The sequence below is a fragment of the Cupriavidus consociatus genome (assembly GCF_017814975.1).
Lineage (GTDB): Bacteria > Pseudomonadota > Gammaproteobacteria > Burkholderiales > Burkholderiaceae > Cupriavidus > Cupriavidus consociatus.
The window spans coordinates 179851-200530 of record NZ_JAGIQA010000011.1 but is presented as its reverse complement, the minus strand read 5'-3'; the positions used below and the strand labels follow the sequence as shown (position 1 = coordinate 200530).

The 20680-nt window shown below is 67.4% G+C and carries 20 protein-coding genes; 6 read left to right on the top strand and 14 right to left on the bottom strand.

Features of this window, described 5'->3' with window-relative positions:
* Positions 1-212: 212 nt before the first annotated feature.
* On the top strand, positions 213-728 hold the full coding sequence (locus J8I82_RS17115) for a MarR family winged helix-turn-helix transcriptional regulator (RefSeq protein WP_209759543.1): 516 nt from the start codon (positions 213-215) through the stop codon (positions 726-728).
* A gap of 23 nt (positions 729-751) precedes the next feature.
* On the opposite strand, the gene J8I82_RS17110 is transcribed toward J8I82_RS17115, so the two are convergent.
* Positions 752-1651: a LysR family transcriptional regulator gene (locus J8I82_RS17110; RefSeq protein ID WP_209759541.1), complete on the bottom strand. Its 900-nt coding sequence runs from the start codon at positions 1649-1651 to the stop codon at positions 752-754.
* A 131-nt stretch (positions 1652-1782) separates the two neighbouring features.
* Between J8I82_RS17110 and J8I82_RS17105 the strand changes: the two genes are divergently transcribed.
* Both J8I82_RS17105 and J8I82_RS17100 read left to right on the top strand, forming a co-directional pair.
* Positions 1783-2955: a TauD/TfdA family dioxygenase gene (locus J8I82_RS17105; protein ID WP_209759539.1), complete on the top strand. Its 1173-nt coding sequence runs from the start codon at positions 1783-1785 to the stop codon at positions 2953-2955.
* Positions 2956-3028: 73 nt separating this feature from the next.
* Positions 3029-3982, top strand: coding sequence for a tripartite tricarboxylate transporter substrate binding protein (locus tag J8I82_RS17100; protein ID WP_209759537.1), 954 nt, complete (start codon positions 3029-3031; stop codon positions 3980-3982).
* A 71-nt stretch (positions 3983-4053) separates the two neighbouring features.
* On the opposite strand, the gene J8I82_RS17095 is transcribed toward J8I82_RS17100, so the two are convergent.
* The 13 genes from J8I82_RS17095 to J8I82_RS17035 all read right to left on the bottom strand — a co-directional run bounded on the left by J8I82_RS17095 (position 4054) and on the right by J8I82_RS17035 (position 17236).
* Positions 4054-5475, bottom strand: a complete 1422-nt coding sequence (locus J8I82_RS17095) for an MFS transporter (RefSeq protein WP_431831555.1) — start codon at positions 5473-5475, stop codon at positions 4054-4056.
* Between the two features lie 130 nt (positions 5476-5605).
* On the bottom strand, positions 5606-6562 hold the full coding sequence (locus J8I82_RS17090; RefSeq protein WP_209759535.1) for a PDR/VanB family oxidoreductase: 957 nt from the start codon (positions 6560-6562) through the stop codon (positions 5606-5608).
* A gap of 29 nt (positions 6563-6591) precedes the next feature.
* Complete coding sequence (locus J8I82_RS17085; RefSeq protein ID WP_209759533.1) at positions 6592-7566, bottom strand: VOC family protein; 975 nt, start codon at positions 7564-7566, stop codon at positions 6592-6594.
* 23 nt (positions 7567-7589) lie between these two features.
* Entirely contained in the window at positions 7590-9068 is a 1479-nt protein-coding gene (locus J8I82_RS17080) for an aldehyde dehydrogenase (protein ID WP_209759531.1), read from the bottom strand.
* Between the two features lie 47 nt (positions 9069-9115).
* Complete coding sequence (locus tag J8I82_RS17075; protein ID WP_209759529.1) at positions 9116-9916, bottom strand: aspartate dehydrogenase; 801 nt, start codon at positions 9914-9916, stop codon at positions 9116-9118.
* Positions 9917-9928: 12 nt separating this feature from the next.
* Positions 9929-11638, bottom strand: a complete 1710-nt coding sequence (locus J8I82_RS17070; protein WP_209759527.1) for a thiamine pyrophosphate-binding protein — start codon at positions 11636-11638, stop codon at positions 9929-9931.
* Complete coding sequence (locus J8I82_RS17065) at positions 11631-12434, bottom strand: SDR family oxidoreductase (RefSeq protein WP_209759525.1); 804 nt, start codon at positions 12432-12434, stop codon at positions 11631-11633. Before J8I82_RS17065 ends, J8I82_RS17070 begins: the two co-directional genes overlap by 8 nt.
* Before the next feature lie 5 nt (positions 12435-12439).
* Entirely contained in the window at positions 12440-13291 is an 852-nt protein-coding gene (locus J8I82_RS17060) for an IclR family transcriptional regulator (RefSeq protein ID WP_209759524.1), read from the bottom strand.
* A gap of 31 nt (positions 13292-13322) precedes the next feature.
* Positions 13323-13859 carry a cupin domain-containing protein gene (locus J8I82_RS17055; RefSeq protein ID WP_209759522.1) on the bottom strand — a complete coding sequence of 179 codons (537 nt, stop codon included), beginning with the start codon at positions 13857-13859 and terminating at the stop codon, positions 13323-13325.
* A gap of 46 nt (positions 13860-13905) precedes the next feature.
* A complete protein-coding gene (locus J8I82_RS17050) occupies positions 13906-14679 on the bottom strand; it encodes an SDR family oxidoreductase (protein ID WP_209759520.1) in 774 nt (257 codons plus the stop codon).
* The gene (locus tag J8I82_RS17045) at positions 14672-15742 is read right to left on the bottom strand and encodes an aromatic ring-hydroxylating dioxygenase subunit alpha (RefSeq protein WP_209759518.1); all 1071 of its coding nucleotides are present in this window, start codon (positions 15740-15742) and stop codon (positions 14672-14674) included. The genes J8I82_RS17050 and J8I82_RS17045 overlap by 8 nt, the downstream gene beginning before the upstream one ends.
* 56 nt (positions 15743-15798) lie before the next feature.
* Entirely contained in the window at positions 15799-16104 is a 306-nt protein-coding gene (locus J8I82_RS17040) for a recombinase-like helix-turn-helix domain-containing protein (protein ID WP_431831554.1), read from the bottom strand.
* A gap of 238 nt (positions 16105-16342) precedes the next feature.
* A complete protein-coding gene (locus tag J8I82_RS17035; protein WP_209759515.1) occupies positions 16343-17236 on the bottom strand; it encodes an alpha/beta fold hydrolase in 894 nt (297 codons plus the stop codon).
* Between the two features lie 580 nt (positions 17237-17816).
* Between J8I82_RS17035 and J8I82_RS17030 the strand changes: the two genes are divergently transcribed.
* From J8I82_RS17030 to J8I82_RS17020, 3 genes are all read left to right on the top strand, one after another.
* A complete protein-coding gene (locus J8I82_RS17030; protein WP_209759513.1) occupies positions 17817-18911 on the top strand; it encodes a porin in 1095 nt (364 codons plus the stop codon).
* A 120-nt stretch (positions 18912-19031) separates the two neighbouring features.
* The gene (locus J8I82_RS17025) at positions 19032-20018 is read left to right on the top strand and encodes a Bug family tripartite tricarboxylate transporter substrate binding protein (protein ID WP_209759511.1); all 987 of its coding nucleotides are present in this window, start codon (positions 19032-19034) and stop codon (positions 20016-20018) included.
* A 154-nt stretch (positions 20019-20172) separates the two neighbouring features.
* Positions 20173-20664 carry a DUF421 domain-containing protein gene (locus J8I82_RS17020; protein ID WP_209759510.1) on the top strand — a complete coding sequence of 164 codons (492 nt, stop codon included), beginning with the start codon at positions 20173-20175 and terminating at the stop codon, positions 20662-20664.
* Positions 20665-20680 lie beyond the last annotated feature (16 nt).

The window sequence follows — 20680 nt, the reverse complement described above, 5'->3', positions numbered from 1 at the left end:
ATGTTCACATCAGGAACGTACTTACTGTAGGTCCCCAATATTGACAACTCAACTTACTGAAATCACCAATTGACTTTTGATGTGTGACGATGGATTTTTCCCCACTGAAAATGACGAGACATTGGTGCCGGACTCGCTGTCGCCTGTGAGACAATCTGGCCGCCCACCGGCCCGGACAAGCCCGGCCGGCAGACACCAGACAAGAGGACCGCATGCCCCGTGACGCCGCGCCCGCCCAGGGCCAGCCCGCGCCAGACCTGATTGCCAGCCCGTGGACCGACCTCGACGAGGCCGGCAACGGCCTGACCGTCGATAATTTCCTCACTACGATGCTGAGCCAGCTGGTGACGGTGCTGCGCAGCACCGTTACCAAGCCCTACGCCGAGCAGTTCGGCCTGACCGTGCCGGAGTGGCGCATTCTGGCGCTGCTGGCGCATGCGAAAGAACTGCCCTTCTCCGAGCTGGTCACGCAATCGACCTCGGACAAGGCACTGGTCAGCCGCACGCTGCGGCTGCTGGAAGACCGCGGGCTGGTCCGGCTGACGTCGGCCGGCAACACCCCGCGCAAGAAGCTGATCTGCGCCATCACCGAAGCCGGGGCGACGCTGCACGACCAGGTGATGCCGCTGGCTCGCAAGGGCCAGGCGGAAGTGATCCGGATGCTGTCGCCGGAGGAAAGGGAGGCGGTTTATCAGGGGCTGCGCAAGCTGCTGCGGGCGCAGGCCTGAGCAGAAAGGGAGCCCGGCGCGCCTCAGTGCCGCCCGGCCACCTGCTGGCGCTGGTATGCGGCCAGCGTCAGCCGCATCGCATCGCGCACCGCCGCCACCGAGCGGTTATCGTCATCGCCCTTGCGCGTCACCATCGACAGCGTCAGCACCGGCGCCGCGCGGCCCAGCCGTACCAGGCGCACGGGGTAGTTCTGCACCAGCGTCGGATCGGGGCCCTGCAGGATCGACACCCCGAGCCCCCCACTGACCATCGCCACGATTGCGGGCGCGCTGTCGAATTCCAGCGTGCCGCGGATCTCGGAGACGTGTGCATGCACGAACTGCGCTGCCATGGCGCCTGACACGGTATTCCGGTCATAGCGGATCCAGTCGTAAAGGCGGAACAGCGACGCCACGTTGGTCTCGGTCGCGCCAGGGGGCGCAATCATCACAAGTTCGCGCCGCATCATCGGCGTCCAGCGCAGCCGTGCCGAACCGCCCGATACCGGTTGTGCCACCAGGGCGGCGTCGATATCCCCGGCCTTGACCGACGCCGTCAGCGTGCTGCTGCGCCCGCGCACCAGCCGCAGTTCGAGCCGGGGATGACGTTCCCGGACATGGCGCACGATGCCGGGCAGGACGACCGGCTGCAGCGATTCGATCACCCCGAGCCGCACCACCCCCTCCACCACCAACCCGCCGCCGACGCGCAATGCCTCCAGGCTTTGCAGCGCCTGGCGCATGGTGTCGGCCACCTCGTGAGCCAGCTGGTTCGGCCGCGCCTGCAGCCCGGAGCGGTCGAACAGCGGCCTGCCCAGATACCGCTCCAGATGCTTCATCTGCATGCTGACGGCGCTCGGCGTGACGTTGGCCTGGCGCGCCGCACCCGCGAATGTACCGGTCTGCAGCACCGCTTCAAGCGTATGGAAGGTCTCAATCTTCATCAAAAACTCTTACGAAGAAGCTCAAATATGTTCGCTTTTCTAATGATAGGCAAGCCCGATAGACTCGGTTCCAACGTTGCGCGCCCTATAGCCCTATAGCCCTATAGCCCTATACAGAGGAGACCACAGACATGCCAGCCATCGCCACTTCCAAACGCCCCCTGCCCTGGACCGCCCGCCATGCCCGCGAAGACCGTAGCTGGGTCTTGCGCATGACCGAAGCCGAGATCCAGGGCATGCGCGACGCCCTCAGCCACGCGAGAACACTGGGCAAGCCGCTGCTGGACATGGAACAGGCCGACTTCCCGCTGAACGAGGCCGCGCGCGGCGTGCTCAAGCGGGCCATCGACATCACGCAAGGCGGCTGGGGCATGTGCCTGGTCAAGGGCTTTCCCGTCGACGAATGGACCGAGGAAGAATCGCGCCTCGCCTACTGGGGCATGAGCCTCTACATGGGCGTGGGACGCACGCAGAACCGCGCCAGCGAATTCATGAACGACGTGCGCAACGAGGGCGGCGAGTACAAGGTCAAGGGCGGGCGCGGCTATAACACCAATGCCGGGCTCGACTTCCACCAGGACTCCTGCGATGTGGTGGGCCTGCTATGCCGCCGCACCGCCAGGTCCGGCGGCACCAGCAAGGTGATCAGCTCGATCGCGCTCTACGAGGCAGTGCAGCAGCGGCGCCCGGACCTGATCCCGGTGCTCGAAGGCACGTTCTTCCACAGCTACCAGGGCACGCAGGACCCGTCGCAGCCGCCCTACTACCGCTGCCCGATCTTCGGCAGCCATCCGGAATTCTTCTCGGCGCGCACCAACCGCAAGAACACCGACGCCGCCCAGCGCGATTTCCCGGAACTGCCGCGCCTGACGCCGGCACAGGTCGAGGCACTGGACCTGCTCGACGCACTGATGCCCAGCGACGAACTCTGCTTCACCATGGAACTGGAACAGGGCGACATGCAGCTGCTGAACAACTACGTCACGCTGCATTCGCGCACGCCCTTCGAAGACCATGAAGAACCGGACCGCAAGCGCCATTTGTTCCGCCTGTGGCTGGCCGTGCCCGGCTCGCAGCCGCTGCCGGACGACTGGAAGGAGTACTACGGCGACGTGCGGGCGGGATCGGTACGCGGCGGCGTGCGCGGCAGCGCCATCACGCAGGCCTTCCTCGGCTATGAGAAGCGCCAGGCGGCAGCGCTCGGCATGCTGTTCGAAACCTGGCGCCCGCTGGTGCGACAGGAAGACATGGCGCGCATCCTGGCCGCCCAGGCAACCAGCGCAGCCGAAGTGACTGCCGCCTGAACGCCGCGGCGGCAACCAGCCGACAGCGATCCCCCCATCGCCAGAACCATAACGAGAGAAACGGAGACAAACCATGCAACGACGCGAATTCCTCGCGCTGCTGGCCGCCGGCACATTGCTGCCGGCCGGCCTGCGTGCCGCGCCTGCGGTAACCAGGGTGCTGGTCGGCGCCACGCCCGGCGGAGGCACCGACCTGGTGGCCCGCGCACTGGCCGCCGAACTGGAGCAGCGCCTCAGGCAATCCTTCATCGTCGAGAACCGCGGCGGCGCGGCGGGCAATATTGCCGCAACGGCCGTGGCCAAGGCCGAGCCGGACGGCAGCACGCTGCTGCTCAGCTACACCAGCCACGCGATCAATCCCGCGCTGTTCGAGAAGAAGCCGTTCGATCCGCTCAAGGACTTCACGCCAGTGTCGCTGATCGCCAGCTCTCCGCTGCTGCTGGTGTCGCGGCCGGACCTGGGTGCGAACAACGTGCGCGAACTGGTCGCGCTGGCCAAGTCCCGGCCAGGCAAGCTCAGCCTCGCGGTGGCCGGCATCGGCAGCGCCAACCACCTGGCCGGCGAAATGCTCAAGCATGAGGCCGGCATCGATCTTGTCAGCGTGCCTTACAAGGGCGCGGCACCGGCCGTGGCCGACGTGGTTGCCGGCCAGGCGGACCTGCTGCTGGGCAACGTCGCCACGGTGCAGCCGCTGTTGCAGGCCGGCAAGGTCAAGGGGCTGGGCGTGAGCAGCCCGAAGCGCCTGGCCGCGTTTCCCGAGGTCGCGTCGATTGCCGACGTGCTGCCCGGGTTCGACTACAGCTCGTGGTACGGCCTGCTCGGCCCGGCCGGCATGCCGGCCGACGTGGTGGCGCACCTGGAGAAAGCGGTGCGGGCCGCGGTGGCTTCGCCGGCGATGCGCAAGCGGCTGAGCGGCGAGGGCCTGGTGCCGGTGGGCAATGACGCCGCGCAGTTCAGGCAGTTCCTGCAGGGCGAGATCGCGCGGTGGGCCAAGGTCGTTGCCGTCACCGGCACGCGCATGAGCTGATGCGAAGAAAAAAGGCCGCCCCGGAATCCCGGCGCGGCCTTCAAGGATGAACGGGACGAGCACGCGCCCGTTCAGACCTCCAGTTCCTCCAGCACCTGCCCCTTGGTCTCGATACCGAAGCAGTGAACGGTGACGGCTGCCAGCGCGGGCACCACGGCCAGCGCGAAGAACGCCACATTGAGCGTGCCGTTGCCGATGGTGCCGGCGATCAGCGTCGGCGCGAAGATTGCGGCCAGCTTCAGCCAGGCGCCGCCCAGGCCGCACCCCATCGCTCGCACGCTGGTCGGGTATAGCTCGGGCGTATAGACGTAGGCGGTGATGAAGCCGCTGGCCAGGAAGCCCATCGCCAGCGCGCAGAAGGTCGCCACCACGTACACCGACGAGGCGTGGAACACGCCGGCCAGCACCAGCGACAGCGCGCACAGCAGGAACGACACGTTGATCACCGGCTTGCGGCCGACCTTGTCGACGATCATCGCGCACACCAGCGAGCCCACCACGCCCAGCACCGAAGCGCCCGCGGCCAGGTTCAGCGCCAGTTGCAGCGGCGCGTGGTAGACGGTCTTGTAAACCGTGGGCAGCCACGTCGACAGGCCGTACTGGATAAAGCCGCAGGTCGCCCACAGCATCCACACCGCGATCGTGCGGCCCAGATAGGCCTTGCTGACGAGGTCGCGCACGCGGCGGCGCGGGTGCTGGGTCATGCGGTCGTAGGCGCTGGCGTTCTGCGGCGGCGGCAGCGGGCCCCTGGCGCGCGCCTCGAACGCGCGCAGCGCGGCGTCGGCCTCTTCCAGGCGGCCCTTCTCGGCCAGCCAGCGCGGCGATTCGGGGATCACGCGCTTCAAGATGAAGAACAGCACCAGCGGCACGCCGCCGATGAAGTACATCACCTCCCAGCCGTAATGCGGCACCAGCCAGGCACCGACGCCGTTGGACACCATCAGGCCGATCGGGAACACCACCTCGTACAGCAGCACGAAGCGACCGCGGCCATGCGCGCGCGTGACTTCGTTGATATAGGTAGCGGCGACCGGCAGTTCGCCGCCGAGGCCCAGGCCCTGCACGATGCGCAGCAGCAGGAAGATCTCGAACGACGGCGCCAGGCCGCAGGCAATGCTCATCAGGCCGATGATGCCCGCGCTCCAGCCGATCGAGCGCAGCCGCCCGAAGCGCTCGGCCAGCCCCGGGAACAGCAGCGCCCCGACCAGCTGGCCGACCGACGGCGCGGCGATCAGGACGCCGACCTGCACTGGCGTCAGCGACCACTGCGCGATCAGCAGCGGCAGCGTGGCGGCAATGGCGATGACGTCGAAGCCGTCGAAGAAGGTGGCCAGGCCGATCAGCAGCCGGGCGCGGATATGCATGGCGTTGCCCGGCATGCGTTCGATGCGGGCGACGATGTTGCCGCGCGTGACCGCGCTGCCGCGGGCGGCGGCCGCGGCGCTTTGGCCGGCACTGTCGGCCGTGGTCACGATACCTGCGGTGGCGGCCACCGGTGCGCCGGGGGACGCTGCGTCTTGTCTCTGGGTGAACACGGTACTTCTCGGTTGATTCGTCGGGGGTTGCTCCCCTCTCCCGCGCGCGGGAGAGGGGAGAACACAATCGCGGAATTACAAGGCCGAATTACAAGTCCAGCACCAGCTTGCTGCCCTTGCACCCCGACACGCATACCATCATGGTCTTGTTGCTGGCGCGCTCGCTGTTGCTCAGCACGCTGTCGCGGTGGTCCGGGCAGCCTTCCAGCACGGCGGTCTCGCACGAGCCGCACACACCTTCGCGGCAGCTGTACTCGACTTCCACGCCGGAATCGAGCAGCGCATCGAGCAGCGACTTGCCCGACGGCACCTTGACCAGCGAGCCGGTGCGCGACAGCTGCACCACGTATTCACCTTCCTGCACCGCCTCGGTCGAGGGGTCGGCGGCAAAGCGCTCGATATGGACGTTGGGGTAGGCATGCGCCTCGCATGCCGCCTCGAACGCATTCAGCATCGGGCCGGGGCCGCAGCAGTAGAAGTGCGTCTGCGCGTCCTGATCGCCCAGCATGGCCTTCAGGTCCGGCGGCGCGCCCGCTTCGTCGTCGAAGTGGAAGCGCACCGCGTCGCCGTAGGCCGACAGCGTTTCGACGAACGCCGCCTCGGCGCGCGAACGCGCGCAGTAGACCAGCGTGAACGACTTGCCCAGTTCCGCCAGCCGGCGCGCCATGCACACGATCGGCGTGACGCCGATGCCGCCGGCCACGAGCACGGTGTGCGCGGCGCTCTCGTCCAGCTCGAAGTTATTGCGCGGCGCACCCACCGTCAGCGTGGCACCCACGCGCAGCTGCTCGTGCACGTAGCGCGAACCGCCGCGGCTGCCGCGGTCCAGCAGCACGCCCACGGTGTAGCGGTTGCGCGCTTCCGGCGCGCCGCACAGCGAGTAGCTGCGCACCAGGCCGTTGCCCAGGTGCAGGTCGATATGGGCGCCCGGGCTGTACTCGGGCAGGGTCTTCCCTTCGGGATCTTGCAGTTCGATGCTGACCACGCCGCGCGCTTCAAAGCGCATGGCCTGGACGCGCAGGGTCAGGGACTGGTGGGCACTCATTGCTGCTTCCTTCTGTTGCGCTTCTCTGCTTACCGCTTCTCGGTCAGGAACTTGCCTGCCGGGCCGCCCGCGTTCTTCTGGCGGCGGGTGTTGCCGTCGATGCCGCCCTCGATCGCCCATTCGGCGAACATGGTCGGGCCCGGTTCGAAGGCGCGCGGCTCCCAGTGTTCGTCGAGCTGGTCTTCATCGGCGTAGTACTCGATCAAACCGCCGGCGGGATTCTTGAAGTACCAGAAGTAAGCCGAAGAAATCGGATGCCGGCCCGGGCCTAGCTGCGTGTCCCAGCCCTTGCGCGAGACATGCATGCCGCCGCCGAACACTTCATGGATATCGCGCACGGTGAAGGCGACGTGGTTCAGGCCGCTCTTCGGTTCAGGCAGCTGCAGCAGGAACAGGTCATGGTGGCCGCCGTCCGCCGAGCAGCGCAGGAACGCGCCACGGTCCGGATAGCGGTCGGAGGGCACGAAACCGAACTTCTCTACATAGAACTGCTCGGTGGCCTTGACGTCCTTCACAAAGAACACCACGTGGCCGACTTCGATCGGCGTGGCGTGGTCGTAGATCGGGCTGCGCTGGTTCATGCGCGGCTTGTCGTTCCACGTGTTCATCAGCGCGCATTCGACCTGCACGTCATGCTTGCGCGTGACCTGGAAGCGCACGGCCAGGCCGTTCGGGTCCGTGCAGCCGATGCGCAGCGTGTCGCCTTCGCCTTGCCTGATGAAGCCCGGCGCATCGGCGATCGCGCCGGCCAGATGATCGAGCGATGCCAGCGATTCGACACCCCACACCACTTCGCGCAGCGTCGGGCCGGCCTCGATCGCGGGCGGCAGCGACGGATCGTCGATGCGGCGCACCAGCACGCGGCAGCCGTTCAGCGTTTCGAAGTCCAGGCCCTGCGCGTCATCGCGCTTGATGGCCAGGCCCCAGTCCGAGAAAAAGCCACGGCAGGCGTCAAAGTCATCCGCGCCGTAGACAATCTCGTCGATTCCCAATACCTTGATCATTGCTTCTCTCCAGCCTGCCGGGTTCAGTGGTTGGCCCACGGCAGCGGTTGTTCGTTCAGGCCCCAGTACACGCTTTTCTGCTCCATGTACTGCAGGATGCCCAGCCGTCCCTTCTCGCGGCCCAGGCCGCTGTCGCGCCAGCCGCCGAACGGCGTCGCGATCGAGAACTGCTTGTAGGTGTTGATCCACACGTTGCCCGCCTGCACCGCGCGGGCCACGCGCCACGCGCGCTTGTAATCGCGCGTCCAGATGCCCGCGGCCAGCGCATAGACGCTGTCGTTGGCCTGTTCGATCAGGTCTTCCTCGTCGTCGAAGGGGATCGCCACCAGCACCGGGCCGAAGATCTCTTCCTGGCAGATGCGGGCGTTGTTATCCAGGCCTTCGATGATGGTCGGCGTGTAGAAGTAGCCATTGGGCAGGCCGGCCACGTCGGGGCGCAGGCCGCCGGTGCGAAGTTGCCCGCCTTCGTGCACGCCGGTTGCGACATATGACTCGATCGAATCGCGATGGCGGTCAGTGATAAGCGGCCCCATCTGTGTGCGCTCGTCGGCCGGGTCGCCCACGCGCAACTGCGCGGCGCCGTGCGCCAGGCGGTCCATGAAGGCCTCGTATTGCGAACGCGCCACGAACAGGCGCGAGCCCGCGATGCACGATTCGCCCGACGAGCTGAAGATGCCGTACAGCACGCCGTTGACCGCGTGGTCGAGGTCGGCGTCGTCGAACACCATGGTCGGCGACTTGCCGCCGAGCTCCAGCGACACCGGCATCATCTTGTCGGCGGCAATATGCGCGATGTGCTTGCCGGTGGTGGTGCCGCCGGTGAACGATACGCGGCGCACCAGCGGATGCTTGGTGATGGCGTCACCGATCACCGAGCCCTTGCCGGGCAGCACGCTGACCAGGCCCTTGGGCACGCCGGCTTCTTCGCAGATGCGCGCCAGCTCCAGCGCCATCAGCGGCGTGACTTCGGCGGGCTTGACCACCACGGCGTTGCCGGCGGCCAGCGCGGGGGCCATCTTCTGCGCCTCGCTGGCGATCGGCGAGTTCCACGGCGTGATCGCCGCGACCACGCCCATCGGCTCGTACACGCTCATGGTCAGGCAGTCGCCGCGCTGCGGCGTGATGGTTTCCTCCAGCGTTTCGCAGGCGGCGGCAAAGAACTGGAAAGTGCCGGCGGCGCTGGCGACCAGGGCGCGCGTTTCGCTGATGGGCTTGCCGTTGTCGAGGCGCTGGCGCTGGGCCAGCGGCTCGGCTTGCGCGCGGATCAGCTCGGCCACGCGGTACAGCACGGCGGCACGCTCGTGGGGCTTGCGCTGGGCCCAGCCGCTGGAAAGGAAGGCGTGGTGTGCGCCCTGCACTGCCTCTTCCACGTCTGCCAGGCTGGCGGCGTTCAGTTCGGCGACGACTTCGCCGGTCGCCGGGTAGCGCGTGCCGTAGCGGTCGCCGGTGCCGAGGCGCCATTCTCCGGCGATGCAGATGGGGAGGACTTCTTGTGGGTTCATGTCGTTGCCTGCTATGTCTGTGGAGCGTGGCCGCCTGGGCTACCGCGTCAGATCGATACTGCGTGCGCCCGATTGCCCAGGGCGCGCACCACGCTGAACACCGTCAGCGCGGAAGTCTTTGGATTGGCGGCGAGCGGCTTGCCGCGCATCGTCAGTTCGAAGCCACCGAACGCCCCACGCGCTTCCACGTGATGCACGTTCTCCACCGCATGCGGATCGGCCAGCAGCTTCACCGCTGTGCGGTCCAGCCCGAGGCCGGCCAGCGACACCGTGGCGGCGACGTTGGCGTTCTTCGGGTACAAGCGCGCGGCGTCGCGCGCGGTGCCTTCGAAGATCACCGTCGTCTCGGTCAGCGCATCCAGGTCGAACAGCTTCTCGGCCGGGGTGCCAGCCCACGCACGCGCCGGCTTGCGGCCGGTGTAGATGACTTCGTCCAGCCCGCCGACGCGGGCCGCGGCCAGCGCGTCGATCGCGCCGATCGCGCCGGACAGCAGCTGCACCTGCGTGCCGCCGCGGCGCGCAGCCGCTTCCAGGCGCTCGGCCATGCCGGGCTCGGACAGCGCGCCCACCGACACCACCATGCACGGGATGCCGCGTTCCAGCGCTGGCACGATGTGCTCTTCCAGCGCATGGTGGCCGGCGCACTCGACCAGCAGGTCGGGGCGCTGGTCGTCGAGGTGGGTGGCCACGCGGGCGCTGGGCGCCAGCGCGGAGAGCGCGCCGCGGGCCTCGTCCATCGCGTTCTCGGGCACGATCACCACGTCGAAGGCGACGTCGGGATCGCTCTTGAGCAGTTCCAGCACGCCCCGGCCGATCGCACCGCACCCAATCATGGACACATGCAGCATTTCTGGTCTCCCTCAGGCGCTGACTGTGGCCTGTTCCGAAGCCGGGGTTTCCTTGTTCACCGGCGGGCCGGCAAACACGGTCTTGAAGGTGCCGATCGACAGCATGTCGATTTCCAGCAGGAACGGGCCGGGCTCGACCGTGGCCTGCTCCAGCGCCGTGCCGACCTCGGCCAGGCTGCTGACGCGGGCGTGGCGCAGCGACAGCGACCTGGCCAGCGCGGCGTAGTCGGGCGTGTGCAGGTCCACGTAGTGGCGGCGGCCGCCATACTGCGCGTCCTGGATGTTCTTGATCACGCCGTAGCCCTTGTCGTTCATCAGCACGATGACCATGTCGGCGCGTTCCTGCACGGCGGTGGCCAGTTCACCCAGGTTCAGGATGAAACCGCCGTCGCCGGCCAGCGTAAAGGTCTTCTTGCCCGATGCGGTGGCCGCGGCGCCGATCGCGGCGCCGATGCCCATCGCCAGACCCTGGCCGATGCCGCCGCCCAGCGCATGCACGCCCGCACGCGAGTCGAAGATGCGCAGTTCGCGGTTGCCCCAGGTGCTGTTCGACACGGTCACGTCGCGCACCCAGTTGAAGTTGCGGCCAACCGCGCCTTGCAGTGCCTGCACCAGTGCCGAGTACGGGCCGAGGCCATCGACCAGGCTGTTGACGGCGGTGTCGTGCGCGCGGCGCAGGTCGGCGGCGAAGGCCGGGTCGACCTTCATACGCTTTTCGAGTCGATCTGCGAGGGCGTCCAGCGCCAGCGCGGCGTCGCCGCTGACAAAGTAGTCGCTCAGGTAGCAGCGGCCCTCGGCGGCCGGGTCGGCGTCGATGCGCAGCAGCGGGCGCGGCAGCTTCAGTTCGTACTTCAGCGTTTCGTTGCCGCGCAGGCGCGAACCCACCACCAGCATCGCGTCGCAGGTCTGGTAGAAGGCCTCGACCGGCTTGTGCAGGTTGTAGGCGCCCAGCGAGCGCGGATCGTCTTCCGCCACGATGCCGCGGCCTTGCGTGCTGGTGACCACGCCGAAGCCCAGGTCCAGCAGGCGCTGCACCTGCTTGCTGGCGTGGCGGGCACCGCCGCCCAGCCACAGCAGCGGGCGCCTGGCCTTGACCAGGCGCTCGGCCAGCGCATCGAGCGCGTGCGCCGACGGCACGTGCTGCGGCACCGGCAGCGGCTGCAGGTCCACCGGCATGTCGATCAACGCGGCCTGGATGTCGATGGGAATCTCCACGCTGACCGGCCCGGTCGGCGCCGTCAGCGCGGTCTGCACCGCCAGCTTGATGGTGCTGATCGCGGTATCGGCGCTGCGGATGCGGAAGGCGGCCTTGGACACGGCCTTCAGCATGGTGAGCTGGTCCGGCGCTTCGTGGATGTAGGCCAGGCTCTGGTCCAGGTACGGCGTTTCGATCTGGCCGGTGATATGCAGCATCGGCGTGCCGGCGGTCAGCGCTTCAACCATGGCGCCGGCGGCGTTGCCGGCGGCGGTGCCGGTGCTGGTCAGGCACACGCCCAGGCCGCCGGTGGTGCGGGCGCAGGCGTCGGCCATGTTGGTGCCGCCCGCTTCGCCGCGTGCCGGCACGAAGCGGATCTTGCCGCGCTCGCCCATGGCGTCGAGGATCGGCATGTTGTGGATCGAGATCACGCCGAACGCGGCCTTGACTCCGCACTGCTCGAGAAACGCCGTGATGGCGCAGCCAACGGTGACCTGCTGTGGTTCGTACTGGTGTTGATTAGGCATGACGGGAGTGTCCTCCGGAGATATCGATATGGCTGCCCGTGGTGTACGAAGACAACGGCGAGGCAAGGAACAGGATGGCGCGGGCTGCCTCGACAGGCAGGCCCAGGCGGCCAAGGGGAATATGTTTCTGCTGGGCCAGGCGCGCGGTCCACGCGGCCCAGTCCAGGTGGCGGTCTTCTTCTGGGCGCGCCTCGAAGCGGCGGCGCCACTGGCCCGACTCGACCAGCCCGATCAGGATGCCGTTGACACGCACACCCTTGGGGGCGAACTCGGTGGCCATCGAGCGCACCAGGTTCAGCACGCCGGCGCGCGCGGCGGAAGTGGCCACCATGTGCGGCTCGGGCTGCTGCGCCAGCAGCGAGTTGACGCAGACGATCGCGCCCTGGCCCGACTTCTCCAGCTGCGGCAGGAAGGCGCGCGTCGGGTGGATCACCGAGAAGAACTTGAGCTGCAGCTCGTCCATCCAGGCCGCGTCTTCGGTATTGGCGAAGGTGGACACGCGGCCCTGGCCGGCGTTGTTGACCAGCATGTCGACATTGCCCAGCGCGGCCAGCACGTCGGCGGCAAAGGCGGCGACCTGTTCCGGCTTGAGCACGTCGCAGGTGGCGGCATGGAGCCGGCAGCCGGGGAATTTCTCGCGCAGCTGCGCTTCTGCGCTGCGCAGGCGGGCTTCGTCGCGGCCGCACATGGCGACGGCGGCGCCCGCTTCGAGCAGCAGTTCGACGGTCGCCAGCCCGATGCCGGAGGACCCGCCGGTAACGACGGCAACCTTGCCGCCGAGTTCAATCATGGACATTGTCCTCACTCCCGATACAGATTCACGACCTTGCCGGCGCTGTGCAGCGACGGCCGGTAATCGAGCAGGCGCGACAGCTCGCCCGCGGTGTTGCGCACTCTCTCCACCATCGCGTCCAGCTGTTCCGGATCGATATGCGCCGCGGGGATCGTGGCGCCCAGCGCCGCCACCACCTTGCCGGTGCGGTCGCGCACCGGCGCGGCGATGGTCGAGATGCTCGATTCGAAGAAGCCTTCCTGCAGCACGTAGCCGCGCTCGCGGTCGCGCTGCACGATGGCAAAGAGCGCATCGACCGTGCGCGGCGTGCTGTCGGAGAACACTTCCAGCTGCGCCTCCGGATAGAGCGCGCGCAGTTCCGCCAGCGACAGGTCTTCCAGCAGCACCCGGCCCAGCACCGTGGCATGCGCCGGCAAACGCGTGCCGACGTTGACCGAACTGGCGAAGGGCCGCGGCGACACCGCCTTGGCCACATACACGATCGAACGGCCGTCGCGCACCACCAGGTTGGTCGGGTAGCCGATATCGTCGCGTAGCCGCTCCAGCAGAGGGCGGCCCAGCTCGGTCAGCTCCAGCGACGCCAGGTACTCGAACCCGAGCCGCAGCACCGCCATGCCCAGCCGGAAATCGCGGCCGCCATCGGCGCGCTCGACAAAGCCCAGCATTTCCAGCGTGGCCAGCAGGCGGAACACCGTGGAGCGCGGCACCTTGAGTCGGCGCGCCAGTTCGGCGGCCGACATGGTGCGTTCCTTGCTGCTGAACTCGCCGAGCAGGCGCAGCCCGCGTTCCAGGCCCGGGACGATGTACTTGTCCGGGGTCTCGTTGGCGGCCGGCGTGGTCGGGATGGCGTTGGTGTTCATGGTCAGTGCGTGCGGACGGGCCGATGGCGCATCAGCGCTTGATCTTCGTCAGCGGGTGCTCGGGCGGGTAGGTCGGCGTGATCGGCTTCTTGGCGCCGAGCATCACGCACATCAGCGCGTCTTCCTCGCCGATATTGATTTCCTCGCGATACACGCCCGGCGGCACCGAGACCAGGTCACGGTCGGTCAGGATGGTCTCGAAGCGCTCGCCATCCTTTTCCAGGATCAGCTTGATCTTGCCGCGCATGACGAAGAACACCTCTTCCACGTCGGTGTGGATATGCGACGGGCCTTCATGGCCGGCCGGGATGATCATCGTCGAAAAGGTGAAGTGCTCCGACGGCACGGTGTTGGTGTCGGTGGCCACGCCGGTGCCCCCGGTGCCCAGGTAGCGCATCTGCGCGCGGCGGTACTTGGGGTCGTAGTCGGCCTGAAACTTCAGCGCGTCCCAGTCGTACTTGCGGGTGGAGAAGCGCGCCACGCGGCTTTCCATCCACTGGTCGAACGAGGCGCCGTCCGGCTGGTCCCACGAACGCTTGATGTTGGCTGGTTGGGAAAGATCGCTCATTTGGATTCCTTCTGCTCTTGATGTGGCTTTCGGTGGATCGGTTGGATCAGTGCATGACAAAGCCGCCGTTGACCGCCAGCGTCTGGCCGGTCACGAAACGGGCGAGGTCGGACAGTGCGAACAGCACCGCGCCGCAGACGTCGTCGGGCAGTTGCTCGCGCGAGATCGCGCGCTGCTCTCGGTACAGGTCGTGCCGGTGCTGCGGCACGTATTCGGTGGCTTCCACCAGCGTCAGGCCCGGGGCCACCGCGTTGACGGTGATCTGGTCGCGGCCCAGCTCGCGGGCCAGCGAACGGGTCATGCCGATGATGGCGCTCTTGCTGGCCACGTAGGCGAGCAGGTTGGGCGCGCCCCACAGCGGCGTGTCCGAGGCCAGGTTGACCACCGCGCCACGGCCGCTGGCGCGCAGCGCCGGCAGGCAGGCGGCGGTCATCAGCCAGGTGCCGCGCACGTTGACGTTCATCACGCGGTCCCAGGTGGCGATGTCGATGGCGCTGGCGTCGCGGCCGCCCGAGTCGGTCACGGCGGCGTTGTTGACCAGCCCGTCGAGTCCGCCCAGGGCCTTCACCGCTGCGTCGGCGCAAGCCTGCACCGAGGCGGGGTCCGACAGGTCCAGCGTGACCGGCACCACTTTCAGTCCGGCAGCCCGCAGCGCGTCAGCTTCCTGCTGCAGGCGCTCGGCCAGGATGTCGGCCATCGCCACGCTGGCGCCGGCTTCGGCCAGCGACTTGACGAAGGCCAGGCCCAGGCCACGCGCGGCGCCGGTGACCAGCACCCTGCGGCCAGCCAGCAGCGTGTTGTTCTGGATGGCCTCAGGCATGGCTGGGGGCTCCGGAGGTTTGCGCCGGCTTCAGCATGGCCACCGGCTCGTCGGCGACTTCCTGCTCGGCGCGGCGCTTCAGCAGACGGCGCACGCGCGTGATGCCGGCATCGTGCTGGTACAGCATCTCGCGGTCGCGCGCATTCGGGGCCATCATTTCCAGCACCACGCGGTCCTGCTCCAGCACGTCCCAGTGCAGCTGCTCCAGCCGGTTGCGATACAGGAAGCGCCACACGTCGCGCTCCCAGCCCTGCACGTGGCGGGTACGCCAGAAGAACACCATGCAGTGGTCTTCATCCACCGGCGTGGCCATGCCGACGATGCCGAACGGACCGCCGGGGCCGACGCTGGCGCGGTACGGGATCGCCAGGCGCAGCCACAGCGTGCCGGTCTCGCCAAACTCGACCCAGTCGAAGTTGACGCCGCGCTGGCCGGTCTTCTCGAACACCAGGCCATGCTCGGTCTCGCGGATCTGCATCACGGCGGACTTCTCGCCGCAGGCCATCGAGTGCGACACCGCGTGCAGGTAGGCGCCGTGCATCGGGTCCATCACGTTGTCGATGGCGTAGCGGTAGTTGCAGTCCCAGTGCGCCACGCACAGGAAGTTGCTGTGTTCCTCGCTGACCAGCTCTTCCGGCAAGCGCAGTTCGTCGGGGCTGCCTTCGCCTTGCGGGGCCTGATCGCCGAACCACAGGAAGATCGCGCCGGCTTTCTCCTGCACCGGGTAGCTGCGCACGCAGGTGCGGCCTTCCAGCGGGCAGCTTTCGACCGCCGGCACGCTCTTGACCTGGCCATCTCCACCGACTTCCACGCCGTGGTACCAGCAGGCGACGCGGTCGCCCAGGTTCCAGCCCATCGACAGGCGTGCGCCGCGGTGCGGGCAGCGGTCTTCCAGCGCGTGGACCTGGCCGGCGCCGTCGCGCCACAGCACGATGTTCTGGCTCAGGCGGGTGATGCCGATCGGGGCGTGGGAAACCGCCCACGAGGCGGCGACCGGATACCAGTAGTTGCGCAGGCCGGTGTTAAGGCGGGCTTCGGCGCGGGCTTGCTTGTTCGATTCCATATTGTTCTCGCTGTGCGTGCGATTCGGGCGCGGTTCAGACGCGGTTCTGGCGCGATTCAGGCGCCCAGGCGGCGCATTTCGGAGAGGAAGCGCTCTTCGGTCCAGGGCTGGCTGTCGAGGGTCAGGAAACCGGCGGCGTTGAAAGCGCGCACGACGTCCTGCGGGTTCTGCGCGCCGGCCTCGAACGCGGCTTCGATGGCATCGCCCAGCGCGTTCTCGTAGGCGCTCGGTGCGCTGGCACGGGTCTGCCAGACGATGTTGGCGACCTTGCCGGGTTGCTCGATGTGGCCCTTGCCTGCGACGTTGTTCGGCGCCGGACGCTCCCAGGGCACCAGGTTCGGGTTGTACGAGAGGCTTTCCATTGCGCTTTGCTCCATGTCTTGCAGCTTGGGGGACCGTGTTCCGACGCCGTCCGGATGCACCTGCTTCTTCGTCCGTCGTGTTTTACTAATGAAACACTGGTTTAGATATTGAACACAGGTACGACTATAGACAACACAACCGTAAAAATTGACTGGGGTAAACCCGCGAAACGGAATCAGGCGGCGCAAGCGGCGCGCCAGCGGGACGGCGCCGCCTTGGCTGGCGGCGCCGGAAGGGTCAGGCGTCGCCCTGGGACAGTTGGGGCAGCGCCGAGCGGATCAGCCGCGCGGTCGCGGCGGCCTGCTCGATATAGCAGGCATGGCCGGCGTCGGGGATCAGCGCCAGCGGCAGGTCGAAGCGTTCGGCCAGCGTGCCGCAGGCCAGCGGCGTGGTCACCACGTCGTGGCTGCCGCAAGCGATGCGCGTGGGCAGTGAAGCCGGCCGTTGCGACAGGTAACGGTCGATATCGTCGCCGCACAGCATCGCCACGGCCTGGCGATAGCCGTCGGGATTGAGCCGCTGCATGTTCCAGCGCACCCACGACTGCGCGCCGGCATCGGCGAGTTCGCTCAGCAGCCGGGCCGGCCCGCGTCGCGCCAGCCCTTCCACGCCGAGCGTGTCCAGTGCCGCCAGCCGCTGCTGCGCCACCTGCCGGGCCTGTGCCTCTTTGCCCGCCCCGCCGTAGCCCTGGGCCACGCTCAGCAGCAGCAGCCGGGCCGGGAGGTTGCGCGCGGCGGCGACATAGGCCGCGGCCATCAGCGCGCCCAGCGAATGGCCAACGATCAGCGCCGGCTGGATTCCCAGCGCCTGCAGCAAGCCGTCGAGCCGCAGCGCGTAATCCGATGCCAGCGGGCGTTCCTGCAACAGCGGCGTGGAGTTGCCGTAGCCCGGTGCATCCCAGGCGATCACGCGCGCCTGCGCGGCCAGCAGGCTGGCGCATGGCAGCCACGAGGCCGCGCCGGAACTGATGCCATGCAGCAGCACGATGGCCGGCCCGCTGGTCCCACCGCTGCGGTAGGCCACCTGCGCACCGCGGTCGACCGTCACCACGCGTTCCGCAAACCCGCTACGCAGGGCCTCCAGTAGCTGCCGATCCGGCTGCGGAGGAATGAGGGGTTGATTTTGTTCCATATATAAAACTCAGGTTTGCGAATAAAACTTTTGAAGCATAGGCGTGCGTATCGGGAAACGGGATGAGGGTAAACGATAGGCATATCTGACCTTGATACGCCAACGCGCCGGGCTGGTGCGCGCTACGGCTGGCACGGCGAGCCAGGTCCTGGCCCATAGCCATCGGGCGCAGCGCCTTTGCCCGCGCGGCAAGGCGCGCGGACCGCGGGCCCTCGGGCAACGCGTACCGCGCCTTGCTGATGCACCGCCCGCGCGCACGCCAGTCCCTGGGCGGGTGCAGCCGGCGCCTGTCCAACGCGTCGTGGCCCTGCCGCACTAGGGATAACCCTCCTCACAACTTTTGGAAACTCGCGGCTATATTTTGCTCTATGTTTCTTATGTTGTTTGATGTTCCATATATAAAACATAAAAGAGGCTGCTGCGGCATTCTTGTTGGATATCCCTGCTTGGACAGCCGCGCGGTCCCACACGAGGAGAACCCCTGCCAACAACAAGACCTGCCCTGAAACCGGGCCGCCATCGCAGCGGCCCGGACCACAAAGATGATTACAAGACGGAAAAAACGGAAGGAAACTGGTAGATGAAACTTGCACGAACCGCCGCGGCGCTGCTTGCGGCTTCCCCCCTGCTGGCCTCGGCCCAATCGTCGGTGACGCTGTACGGCGTCATCGATACCGGTGTCGAGTACGTGAGCAATGTCGGCGCCAACGGCGACAGCCTGGTGCGCATGCCCAACAACACCGCCACGGTGCCGTCGCGCTGGGGCATCCGCGGCACGGAAGACCTGGGCGGCGGGCTGAAGGGCCTGTTCGTGCTGGAATCGGGCTTTTCGCCGGACACGGGCAACGCCAACCAGGGCGGCCGCCTGTTCGGGCGCCAGGCGCTGGTCGGGCTGAGCAATCAGTATGGCCAGCTGTCGTTCGGCCGCCAGTACACGATGCTGTTCTGGGCCATCCTGGACAGCGATATCCTGGGGCCGAACGTGTACGGTTCGGGATCGCTCGACAGCTACCTGCCCAACACGCGTGCCGACAACGCGGTCGCGTACAAGGCCAACTTCAATGGCTTCGTGGTTGGCGCGACCTACAGCTTCGGCCGCGACGCGGTCAACGCCGGCCCCAGCCCGGCCGGCACCAATTGCGCCGGCGAGAACCCGGCCGACAAGAAGGCCTGCCGCGAGTGGTCTGCCATGATCGGCTATGACAGCAAGACGTGGGGCCTGATCGCGGCCTACGATTCGCAGCGCGGCGGCCCCGGCGCCTTCGGCGGCCTGACCAACAGCAACCTGACCGACGACCGCCTGTCGCTGGGCGGCTACATGCTGCTGAAGAACACCAAGCTTGGCGCCGGCTGGATCCGCCGCGACAACGAAGGCAGCCCCACCCCGGTCAGCGACCTGTACTACGCCGGCGTCTCCTATGACATCACTCCGGCGATCAACCTGGCCGGCCAGGTCTACTTCCTGAACTACCACGGCAGCGACAACCAGGCGATGCTTTACGCGGCGCGCGCCACGTACAGTTTCAGCAAGCGGACTTCGGTCTATGCCACCGCGGGCTATATCAATAACGACGGCCAGCTCGCCATGTCGGTGAGCGGTGGTTCGCCCGGCTCCAACCCCCGCCCTGGCGCGAACCAGTGGGGCTCGATGCTGGGCATCAAGCACATTTTCTGAGTCGGTCGCGACGCCCCGGCGCCGCGCGCCGGGCTTCACCAGCCGCTTCACCCGCCGCTTCACCCGCCATGTCGGCCCCGGCCCCCGCCGGGCGCCAGGTTTTACCGAGGTCTGAACATCATGAAGTCTGCACGCCGCAAAGTCCTGGCCACGCTGGCCGCCGCCGCCTCCGTGCTCTGCACCGGCACCGTCCTGGCACAGGGCGCGTACCCGAGCAAACCCATCACCATCGTCGTCGCCTATCCGGCCGGCGGCGATGTCGACGTCCTGGCCCGCATGTTCGCGGAAAAGCTGGCGCCGCGGCTGAAGCAGTCGGTGGTGGTGGAAAACCGCACCGGCGCCGCCGGCACCATCGGCAGCGCCTATGTCGCGCGCGCCACCCCGGACGGCTACACGCTGCTGCTGGCGCCCAACACGGTCGCCATCGCTCCGCTGGTGCTGAAGGCCGGCACCGGCGCCACCTACGACGTGCAGCATGACTTCACGCCGATCTCGCAGATCGGCACGCAGTCTCTGTTCGTGGTGGTCAACAAGGGCACCGGCATCACCAAGGTCAGCGACCTGGTGGCACGTGCCAGGTCGGGCAAGGTCGAAACCTATGCCACGCCGGGCAACGGCTCGCCGATGCACATCATGGGCGAACTGTTCAACAAGTCCGCCGGCATCAAGATCAGCCAGGTGCCGTATCGCGGCCTGGCGCCCGCCATTGTCGACGTGATCGGCGGGCAGGTGCCGGTGACCTACGTCACCTACGGCGCGGTGGCGCAGTACGTGGGCAACGGCAGCCTGGTTCCGCTGGCGGTGGCGGACCTGAAGCGCTCGCCGTTCGCGCCCAACGTGCCGACGCTGGCGGAGCTGGGCTACAAGGATGTCGAGATCGGTGCCTGGCAGGCGCTGCTGGGTCCGAAGAACATGCCCGCCGACGTGGTGCGCACGCTCAACTCGCACATCAATGAAATCCTGAAGATGCCCGACGTGGTGTCGCGCATGGCCACCATCGCGGTCACGCCGGCAGGTGGCGAGCCAGCCTCGCTGTCGAAGCTGATCGCCGCGGATACCACGCGCTATACGAAGATCGTGAAGGAATTCGGCATACAGGCCGACTGACCTCGCACCGGCTCCCTCCTGCACAAGCGGCAGCGCGCCGGCTGCGCTACGGCAATCCGTACGCAGCCGCTGCAAGAATTACTGTCGGCGCGGCGGCGTGGCGTGCACAAGCGCCATCGCTGCAAAGTGGCCCGGAAGTTGCTGCGTTCCGGGCATGGATCTCTCGTTCGACTGGCGCGAAGCGCTCTTCTTCACCATCTCGCCGCTCGAGATCATCGTGCGCGGCACGGTGATGTACTGGGCGCTGTTCCTGCTGTTCCGCTTCGTGGTGCGGCGCGATATCGGCTCGCTGGGCATTGCCGACCTGCTCGTAGTCGTGATCGTTGCCGACGCGGCGCAGAACGGCATGGCCGGCAAGGGCGACGGCGTCGCCGACGCTATGCTGCTCGTCGCCACGCTGATCGCCTGGAACCGGCTGATCGACCTGCTGGCCTACCATTTCCCCACCTTCCAGCGCTTTGCCGAGGCGAAGAAAATCCTGCTCGTGCGCAACGGCACCAGGCTGCGCGAAAACATGCGGCGCGAATCAATCACCGACGAAGAACTGGAAGCCAAATACCGTGAACAGGGAGTCGAGAAGCTCGAGGAGATCAAGTCGCTGTACCTGGAGGCGGATGGCAAGGTCAGCGTGATCAAGAAGAAGTAGATGCTGCTGCTCCCTG